We start from the raw sequence: 9540 nt of genomic DNA on the forward strand, positions 1-9540 counted from the left end.
GCTGCGGAGGCCCGATGCGCGGTTTCGGTGCGGAAGACCTGATCGATTGTTACGCTCGCGGCGTCTTTCCGATGGCCGAGGGCCGTGACGATCCGCGCATCTATCTGCTCGATCCCGACGAACGCGGCGTGCTTCCGCTGGACGGTTTCCACATCTCCCGCAGCCTTGCCAGGACCGTACGCAAGGACCTGTACCAGGTCGGTATCGACGAGTGCTTCGAACAAGTGGTGCAGGGCTGTGCCGAACCGGCGCCCGGCCGGGAGGAGACCTGGATTAATTCCGGCATTCTCACGCTCTACAGCGAACTGCACCGGCTCGGTTATGCCCATTCGGTAGAGTGCTGGGCCGGAGGCGAGCTGGTCGGCGGCCTCTACGGCGTCGCACTGGGCGGCGCGTTCTTCGGCGAGAGCATGTTTTCGCGACGGCGCGACGCGTCGAAAGTCGCCCTGGTCCATCTCGTCGCACGGCTGAGGGCCGGCGGATATGTCCTGCTGGACACCCAGTTCACCACGGAACACCTGGAACGTTTCGGCGCCGAGACGATCCCGCGAACCGACTACAAGACGCTGCTTTCGCGGGCTCTCGCCAAGGATGCGGATTTCTTCGCAATGCCGGATGAAATCAGCGGCGCTCAGGCCCTGCAGTCCAGCACCCACACATCGTAAACGGCATGTTCGAGCGGGTTTTGCGCCGGGCGTGAGGCAAACATCCAGCCGGAAAAGATCTGCTCGCCCTCGACATCCACCCCGAACCCATCCGTGCGCCGGTCACGGATCTGCAGGAAGGCATAGGTCTCCGGCGTCTCTTCCGGCGGCCGTTTGCGGCAATACTGCGCGGTGATGGCCAGGGCGCCGAACTGTTCCGTCTCGCCGATCTCGATTTCGAAATCCCGGGTGCGCGCCGTGACCTTGTCGAGACCACGCAGCACAACGACGCTGCCGGGCTCGGAAGACAGCGGCTCCCGCTCGCGCGCATCGGGATCGTCCCGGCGCAGCATGCCGGCAACCTCGTCGCGATCCGCGCCGGAGGGTTCGGACGACTGGGACTGTGTCTGCTGAGCCAGCGCTGACGCCGCCAAGCACACAGACGCAAGGGAAACAAGAAGACCGGTTTTCATGACGCCCACTCTGCCCACCGATTGTGACACTGTCGAGGCGCGGCCGCCCCGGTGATCAGGCCTCGTCCGGAGACCAGGCCTCGTAATCGGCCGTGGCGGCCTGACGTTCCTCGCCTACCAGGAGACTGCCGGTCGGGCGATAGGCGTAAACCGTGCCGGTGAGATTGGGATAATGGTCCTTTTCCCAGGGCTGGCGCCGCAGCGGCTCCTCGCTCGGCGGCTTCTCGAACGTGTGGTGCAGCCAGCCATGCCAGTCGGACGGCACACGCGAGGCATCGGCATAACCCTTGTAGACCACCCAGCGGCGCTTGCGGCCGTCGGGTCCTGTCGTTCCGCGTTCTTCGAAATAGCGATTGCCGTATTCGTCTTCACCGACCTTCTTCGCGCCGCGCATGGCAAGCGTCAGGAAGGTTCCCGGCGTGGCGTCCTTCCACCACACGAAAATCTTGGCGATCAATCCGAACATTGTCAGCGGCTCCGAGTCGGTCGAGACAGCCGCGCCTATATGCCTGCGCAAGACGGGCCGGTCCAGTGCCGAACGCGGCTGGGCCTGGCGGCGGGGTTCTTGGCCGTCCTCCGGCGCGGTAGACTTGTGACTCTCCCGGGCGATTCGGGAGGCTTGAGGGTGGTGGAAAACATGCAGGTCTTCGAACGGTTCGCCGAAACTCTGTCTGCTGCGGGCGAGCGCTACATGCCGGAAGACCGCGAGGTTGCAGCCGGTTGCGATCCTGAATTCGGCGCCGATACGCGCCATATCACGGTGCCGGCCGGCTGGAGTTCCAACGCCGCGCAGACCCTGGCCGATCTCCTGAACATCCCGCGCCCCGCTGCCACCAAGCCCAGGCCTGGCGTCAAGTCGTTCGGCGCACTCACACCCCATATCGCCGATGGTGAGGAACGCCGTCTCGAGCGCGGACTGGAGGACGTGGGCACCCGTCTTGCCGGCTCGCTGGCCTGGTCTGCCGCGCGCCAGGGCGGTTTCGATACGCCGGAGGCGGCAGAGACCTTTGCCCGCGAACTGGCCGCCACGATCACCGGCCGTTTTGTCAGTCCCGACGCCGGCCTGATCCGCGACGGCGGTGTCGACTGGGCCTATGGCGACACACCGGAACCGGCCGGCGCGGCCGACGCACCCTTGCAGATACGTGCCGGCGCCCGCACAGCGCCCGGGCAATTGCGCAGGGTTGCAGAAGGTGCGCTGCGCTCATCCGTGCTCGAAGTCGGCGCCCGCGTCACGCGCGACCGCCTGGAAGCGATCGGCGAAGCCTGCCGGCGCTGTTCCGGAGACGAGGCGGACTGTTTCGACCCCAGGCGCAATGCTGCCCTGGCCCGTGCCATGCGCCGGGCCCTCAAGGACGGTATTCCCGAGGAAGCCGTCGAGCGTGCCCTTGCCCTGGCGCGCCAAGGCACGAGCGACGATGCCCTGAGCGCCCTCATCCCCGACGCCGTGCCGCAGCGCCCGGCGCTGTTGCATGTGCCCAACGCGCTGGCCCAGGCGATCCGCGACGACGATGCCTGGTCCTTCGACCAGGACGGCGGCAGCGTTCGCGCCCGCGACTTCCGCACCGGAATCGCCCGCACGATCTGGAGTTTCGGCACGCCGGGACTGGCATTTCACGAAAGCCCCGCCGCGGCAGGGCCCACGCTCTACATTCACCTGCCCGCCTTCCTCGACGAAGCCAGCCAGGTGCGCGCCGACCTGCTTGCCGACGCCGTATGTTACTGGGCAGCGGCACTGGCCCTGAGCGCTCCCAAGGGTGCGCAGTCGGCAGGCACATTGTCGCTGGACGGGGTCGGCGCCCTGCTGATGAGCTGCGGCCTGGCCTATGACAGCGAGGAAGGTCGTACGGCCGCCGCCGCGATCGGACGCCTGGCGACAATCGCGCTGCGCGAAGCAGCGTCGGAAACCGGCGCCAATGCGCCCGGCCTTGGCCCCGATCTCGAGCTTGACGGACTGCCCGAAGCCTTCGACGGCGTCGTGACCCGCCTGCAAGAGGCCGCCGGTCCCTTCCTGCCCAAGGCGGCCCTCGCGCGGCCCGGCGTTCAGCTGGCCTGTCACGCCCCCGACCCGTGCATCGCCGGCCTGCTGGACGCCGACAGCCTGGGTGCCGCACCGGTTGCGGGCGCCGTCACAGCCGACGGCAGCTTCGCGGGCGGTTACCGCCTGCGCGAATGTGCCCGGCGCGGACTGGAAACGCTGGGCCTGTCCGCCACCGAGATCGAGACTGCAGAGGATCACGCCGCCGGACACGGCACGCTGCGCGGCGCGCCAGGAATTTCCCGCGAGGCCCTGCTCGAGCGCGGCGTACCCGAAGATGCCCTGGAACGGCTTGAGGATTCAATCGGTGAAGGCGCCTCGGTACGCCATGCGCTCAATCGCTGGACACTCGGCGACAGGGTTTGCCGCGAACTTGGCCTGCCGGGCGATGTGGTGGAGACGGAAGGCCAGTCCCTGTGCGCAGCGCTGGGCTATTCCGAGGCCGACATTCGCGCCGCTGACCGCTATGCGCTGGGCGCGGGCGACCTGTATGAGGCCCCCGGTCTCGATGCCGGCATCCGCGGGGTTTTCGCACCGGCACCACCGCAGGCGCAGATGCGCCTGGCCGAAGCCCTGGAACACCAGATCGAAGGGGCCTGCGCGCTTTCCCTGGAGCTGGACGGCGATGCCACCATCGACGATGTCGCCGCGCTGATCGACACGGGTGCCGAACTGGGCCTGCGCCGCCTGGACATCCGTCGCACAGCCTCCGGCCTGTTCGATCTGCTGCCCGCCATCGATTTCGACAAGGGCGATTACGCCGCCGAACCGCCGGTCGAGGAGCGCATCGTCGAACGCACAGTCGAACGTGTCGTGGAAAAGCCGGCCGCGCGCCGCAAACTGCCGGACCGGCGCAAGGGCTATATCCAGAAGGCCACAGTGGGCGGCCACAAGGTATATCTGCACACCGGTGAGTTCGACGATGGCGAGCTGGGCGAAATCTTCATCGACATGCACAAGGAAGGCGCCGCCTTCCGCTCGCTGATGAATAATTTCGCCATCGCGATTTCCATCGGCCTGCAATACGGGGTGCCGCTGGAGGAATATGTCGATGCCTTCGTCTACACCCGGTTCGAGCCCGCCGGCCCGGTCGAAGGCAATGACTCCATACAGCAGGCGACCTCGATCCTCGACTATCTCTTCCGCGAGCTGGGCGTATCCTATCTGGGCCGGCAGGACCTGGCCGAAATCGCACCGGATCGCGCCGACCCCGGCGGCATCGGCAAGGGTGTCGAACAGGAAAAGCTCTCCCGGGAAGAAGCAGCGAAATTCATTTCCCGTGGCTTCTCCCGCGGCCAGGTGCCGGACAATATCCTTATGTTCGCCCATGCGCCGCGCAAGGCGGCGAGTGCCCGCGGTGACCTGGACAGCGAAAGCGGCCACTACGAGCTGGAGGATCACTCCCCGGCGAAAAGCCGGACCGCATCGCGGGACATTTCCGCCTATTCCGGCGATCCTTGCCCCGAATGCGGTCATTTTACCGTTGCCGGCGGTGAAGACGGGCCGCGCAGCTGCGATGCCTGCGGCTGGAGCGAGGGCGGCTAGTGGGCGCAGGCCTTGCACCGAAACGGGGAATACCGGCTTGGAGTGCACCATAATGGCACGTTTGATGCTCGCCTTGGCAATTCTGATTCTTGCTCCGGCAACCGCGCCGGCCCAGGACGCGGCGCAGATTGCGCGCGTCCAGTCTGGTCAGTCCTGCCCTGGCTGCAATCTGTTCCAGGCCGATCTTGCCTATCGTGACCTGCCGGGCCTCGACGTGTCCGGATCCCGCCTGCGCCAGGCCAGCCTGGCCCTGGCGACAATGAACCGCGCCCGGTTCGACAATGCGGACCTTTCGGTGGCCAACCTGTTCGGTGCGCGCTTCACCGGCGCCAGTTTCCGCCATGCCGATCTCAGCCGGGCCAATCTCGTGGGCGCCCACTTCGGCAGTGCCGACCTGACAGGCGCCAATCTTTCCGGCGCGACCCTGTCGGGCGCCGAATTCGAGACGGCGCGAGGCCTCACCCAGGCTCAGCTCGATACCGCCTGTGGCGATGCCTCCACGCGCCTGCCTGCCGGCCTCACCGTCTCCTCCTGCGGCCAGTAGCAAGGCGGCGCCTCCCAAAGGGTTTGCAGTTCGGACAAATCTGCATACCGTTCATACGATATGCGGTGGGGTTACTGTGAATTAAGTCGAATTCGGGCGGCGGCTGCCGTATCCCATGACCTTATGCGGATACGGATACCCGCCCTTTTTGCCCTTCTGGCCTCCACCGTCCTTGCTGCCGCGCCGGCACGGGCCGGCGGTGACGATCATCCGCGCCGCGGCCTGGCGATCGGCGGCGAGTGCGAGAATTGCGACTTTTCCGACAAAAATCTCGCAGGCGCGGTCTTCATCGGGGCCAATTTCCAGGGCTCGACCTTCGCCGACAGCGAACTGCCCGGCGTGACCATTGTAGAGAGCCGGTTCAACGGCACGGATTTCTCCGACGCAGACATGCCCGGCGCGCACCTGACCGGCGTGACCTTCTCGCGCGCCAATCTCGGCCACGCCAATCTCGGCAATGCCACGATCGAACGCGTCAACTTCTCCTCGGCCGATCTTCAGAACGCGAATTTCAGCGGCGCACAGATGGTGTTTGTCACCTTCATCGGTTCCGATCTCGGCGACGCCCTGTTCGCGAATGCCCGTCTGCGCCAGGTCAACTTCCTGCGCGCCACACTCGACGACACGAATTTCCGCGGGGCCGAACTGCGCCGGGCCAATTTCGCCGAAATCACCGGCGATGACATCAGCTTCCGCGATGCGGACCTGACCGGGTCGAGTTTCGAGAACGCGCAGCTGAGCGATGTCGATTTCACCGGTGCCAATCTCAACGGCGCCAATTTTTCCGCTGCCCGGATCGAGGATGCCATCGGGTTGTCCAAGGAAAGCCTGTCCGGCGCTTGCGGCGACGAGATTACCCGCATCAACGAGACGCTTACCCTGCCCGGCTGCAACGGCGATCGTGCACCGGACGTGGATGCCCGGCAGGAATACGACTATGTGCTGCGTTTCCACGGCGAAGCCGATGCCGACACCCTGATCGAGCTGCAGGCACTGGAAAACGTCCGGATCGAAGTCCTCTCCCAGATCGGCGAGGCGCTGGAAGCGCACGCCCAGGATCTCGACCGCGACGCCATCCGCCAGGCGACGGCCGAGGCCATGCGCGAGATTGCCCGGGCGGAACGGGAAATGCGCGAAGTTCAGCGCGAACTGGCGCGCGAACGCGTCGAACGCGAGCGTGAACGGGCCTCGATCGTGCGGGATCTGGAACGGGAACGGGACCGGCTGCTGAACGAGCGCCGGGAGGCGTCACGCGAAGCCGCACGCCAGGTCATCGAATCCATGCCCAGCACGCATTTCGGACCGCCGGACGTGCCGCGCGACGGCCCCCAACCGCCACCGCGGCCCGAACGCTAGAGCATTTTCGAACCGCGAAACCGGTGCCCACTTTCGCTGAAAATGCTCCAGCTTCTTGTTTATCGCATTTTCGAACCGCGAAACCGGTACCCACTTTCGCTGAAAATGCTCTAGACGGCCGCCGGCGGCGGACCGTCAGCCCTTCTTCGCATCCGGCACAACCGTGCGAAGGTGCAGTTCGCGCAGCTGCTTCATCTCGACCTCGGCCGGAGCATTCATCATCAGGTCGCGCGCCTGCTGGTCCTTCGGGAACATCACCACTTCGCGCAGATTCTCCACGCCGGCCAGCAGCATGACGATCCGGTCGACACCCGGCGCAATGCCCGCATGGGGCGGCGCGCCATAGCGGAAGGCGTTGAGCATGCCGCCGAACTCCTCCTCGACCGTCCCGGCGTCATAGCCGGCAAAGCCGAAGGCTTTCAGCATCACGTCGGGACGGTGGTTCCGCACCGCACCGGAGGAGAGTTCCACGCCATTGCAGACGATGTCGTACTGGAAAGCCTTGAGGTTCAGGAGTGCCTCGGTGTCCGATCCGTCGAACTCCAGGAATTCGTCCGGATCGATCTGCGGCATCGAGAAGGGGTTGTGCGAGAAGTCGACCTTCTTGTTGTCCTCGTCCCACTCGTACATCGGGAAATCGACGATCCAGCAGAAGCGGAACGTGTCCTTCTCGCAGAGATCGAGTTCGCGCCCGACCACATCGCGCGCCCGGCCGGCAAAACTGTGGAATTCCTTCGGATCGCCCGCGGCGAAGAAGACCGCATCGCCCGGTTCCAGGCCCAGTTCCACGCGCAGCGCCTCGGTGCGCTCTTCGCCGATATTCTTGGCAATCGGTCCGGCGCCCTCGATGGCCCCGTTTTCCTCGCGCCAGAAGATATAGCCCAGCCCCGGCTGGCCTTCCTTCTGGGCCCAGGCATTCATGCGGTCGCAGAAGGCGCGGCTGCCGCCGGTCTTCGCCGGGATCGCCCAGACCTGGACCTTGGGATTCTTCTCCAGCATGCCGGCAAAGACCTTGAAGCCGGAACCGCGGAAGGTCTCCGACACGTCCGACATCCTGATCGGGTTCCTGAGGTCCGGCTTGTCCGAGCCGTACCAGCGGATCGCGTCGAAATACGGGATCTGGACAAAGGGTTCGTCCGGCACATGCCGGCCGTCGGCAAATTCGTCGAACAGGCCCTTCATGACGGGCTCGATGACATCGAACACGTCCTGCTGGGTGGCGAAGCTCATCTCCATGTCGAGCTGGTAGAACTCGCCGGGCGCACGGTCGGCACGGGCATCCTCGTCGCGGAAACAGGGGGCGATCTGGAAATAGCGGTCGAAGCCGGAGACCATGATCAGCTGTTTGAACTGCTGGGGAGCCTGCGGCAGGGCGTAGAACTTGCCCGGATGCAGGCGCGAGGGCACCAGGAAGTCGCGTGCGCCTTCCGGCGATGACGCCGTCAGGATCGGCGTCTGATACTCCATGAAACCCTCGTCCACCATGCGGCGGCGAATGCTGTCGATGATCTTCGCCCGCAGCACGATACGCTTGTGCAGGCTTTCCCGGCGCAGATCGATATAACGGTGCTTCAGGCGCACCTCTTCCGACCAGTCCGGTTCGCCGAACACCGGCAGCGGCAGCTCTTCGGCTTCCGACTGGATGGACAGATCCTTCAGGCGCACCTCGATTTCGCCGGTCGGAAGATTCTCGTTCACCGTCTCGTCCGAGCGGGCGACCACCTCGCCGGTCACCGTGATCACGCTTTCCACGCGCAGCCGTTCCAGGGTCGAAAAATGCGCGCTCTCCGGCTCCAGCACGACCTGGGTCAGACCGTAATGGTCGCGCAGGTCGATGAAGAGCAGCCCGCCATGGTCGCGCTTGCGGTGGATCCAGCCGGAAATCCGGGCCTCCTGGCCGACATGATCCTTGCGCAGCTCGGCGCAGGTGTGGGTGCGGTATGCGTGCATGATGAAAACGTCCGGGAAATCGGTGTGTGACAGGTGCCGCGATGTGCCGGTTTGTGAGGCTGAATGTCAAGCTGCGCGGGGGCCCGGGCGCAGTTGGCGCGGTCCGGGGACGGGCCCGGTACTTTCGCTCTCCACGTTTCCGGGCCGCGCGTTCACGTGTCACCGCCCGGAGTGCGCCGGAGCATGCGGTCGGTCAGCGCGGCGATCTGATGCGCCGGCCGGGTGTTGCAGCGCGGGGGCAGGAAATCGGCCAGGGAGTGTTCTGCTGACGGCGCGTCCGGCTTTCCGGCCCGGTTGACCGCCTCGGCCGCCACCGCGTCCTCGGCGATCCGGGAGAGTTCCTCCGGCCGGGGCGGCGCCGGCAGGGGCAGAGGATGGGCCGGATCGACAAAGCCGCGCCACCAGCGCGCACGCTCCCAGCCGGGGCCGGGGCGCGGCCGGGACGGGTCGACCCGCGTGCCGGTCTCCGGATGGGCGGCCAGGAGTTCCAGCTCGCGCGCCTGCCAGACCGTGGCCGTCTCCGGCCGGGGCAGGAATTCGGGCAGGGGCACGCTGGCCAGATCGACCTGACCGTCCACGATCAGGCCGTAAAGCCCGCCGGGATGGTTCCAGCGCTCCACATTGGGGGCAATGTGAAAGCGCGCCCATTGCTTCAGCACATGGAATCTGACCGCTTCGCGCAGTATGTCGAGCGGCTCGGCGCAGCCCTGACGCTCCGGCGGGGTTTCCGGATCCGGGTGCGCATGGTCCCGGCGGCGGAGGCCGGTCTTTGACGTGGTCCTGGCGCGCATGATGTCGTCCTTTCTGGCAGGCCCGAAGCGGGCAGCCGGGAAGGCGCCACGCGCTTTAGCGCTGGCGGTATGGGAGGGGTGCGGGACGCCTAGGGCGTCGTCGCTGGTAGCTGTGTGTGACGCCGTCCGGCGTCCCGCACACGGAGATTTGGTCCCGGCTCGCGCCGGGCGGTCAAGACCGGGCAGGTACGGACGGGCT

At 66.2% G+C, this 9540-nt stretch carries 8 protein-coding genes; 4 read left to right on the forward strand and 4 right to left on the reverse strand.

What is annotated here, in order from left to right; translation table 11 throughout:
* Window positions 1-14: 14 nt before the first annotated feature.
* Window positions 15-665, forward strand: coding sequence for a leucyl/phenylalanyl-tRNA--protein transferase (aat, locus tag Q1U94_RS05170; protein ID WP_300542469.1), 651 nt, complete (start codon window positions 15-17; stop codon window positions 663-665).
* Here the strand turns inward: aat and Q1U94_RS05175 are convergent.
* Together Q1U94_RS05175 and Q1U94_RS05180 are read right to left on the reverse strand one after the other, a co-directional pair.
* Window positions 632-1117 carry a DUF2155 domain-containing protein gene (locus tag Q1U94_RS05175; protein ID WP_300542471.1) on the reverse strand — a complete coding sequence of 162 codons (486 nt, stop codon included), beginning with the start codon at window positions 1115-1117 and terminating at the stop codon, window positions 632-634. The genes aat and Q1U94_RS05175 overlap by 34 nt on opposite strands.
* A 55-nt stretch (window positions 1118-1172) precedes the next feature.
* Window positions 1173-1583: an NADH:ubiquinone oxidoreductase subunit NDUFA12 gene (locus Q1U94_RS05180; RefSeq protein WP_300542472.1), complete on the reverse strand. Its 411-nt coding sequence runs from the start codon at window positions 1581-1583 to the stop codon at window positions 1173-1175.
* Window positions 1584-1754: 171 nt separating this feature from the next.
* On the opposite strand from Q1U94_RS05180, the gene Q1U94_RS05185 reads away from it, so the two are divergent.
* The 3 genes from Q1U94_RS05185 to Q1U94_RS05195 all read left to right on the forward strand — a co-directional run bounded on the left by Q1U94_RS05185 (window position 1755) and on the right by Q1U94_RS05195 (window position 6600).
* Window positions 1755-4700: a hypothetical protein gene (locus tag Q1U94_RS05185; protein ID WP_300542473.1), complete on the forward strand. Its 2946-nt coding sequence runs from the start codon at window positions 1755-1757 to the stop codon at window positions 4698-4700.
* 52 nt (window positions 4701-4752) lie between these two features.
* Window positions 4753-5244 (forward strand): pentapeptide repeat-containing protein, encoded by a 492-nt coding sequence (locus Q1U94_RS05190; RefSeq protein WP_300542475.1) that lies wholly within the window; start codon window positions 4753-4755, stop codon window positions 5242-5244.
* Between the two features lie 123 nt (window positions 5245-5367).
* Window positions 5368-6600, forward strand: a complete 1233-nt coding sequence (locus Q1U94_RS05195) for a pentapeptide repeat-containing protein (RefSeq protein WP_300542477.1) — start codon at window positions 5368-5370, stop codon at window positions 6598-6600.
* A 135-nt stretch (window positions 6601-6735) separates the two neighbouring features.
* Here the strand turns inward: Q1U94_RS05195 and aspS are convergent, their stop codons facing one another.
* Both aspS and Q1U94_RS05205 read right to left on the reverse strand, forming a co-directional pair.
* Entirely contained in the window at window positions 6736-8550 is a 1815-nt protein-coding gene (gene aspS / locus Q1U94_RS05200; protein ID WP_300542479.1) for an aspartate--tRNA ligase, read from the reverse strand.
* A gap of 152 nt (window positions 8551-8702) precedes the next feature.
* Entirely contained in the window at window positions 8703-9341 is a 639-nt protein-coding gene (locus Q1U94_RS05205; protein ID WP_300542481.1) for a hypothetical protein, read from the reverse strand.
* Window positions 9342-9540: the final 199 nt, after the last annotated feature.

Origin of the sequence: Maricaulis sp., from assembly GCF_030149515.1 — a bacterium.
Classification (GTDB): Bacteria; Pseudomonadota; Alphaproteobacteria; order Caulobacterales; family Maricaulaceae; genus Maricaulis.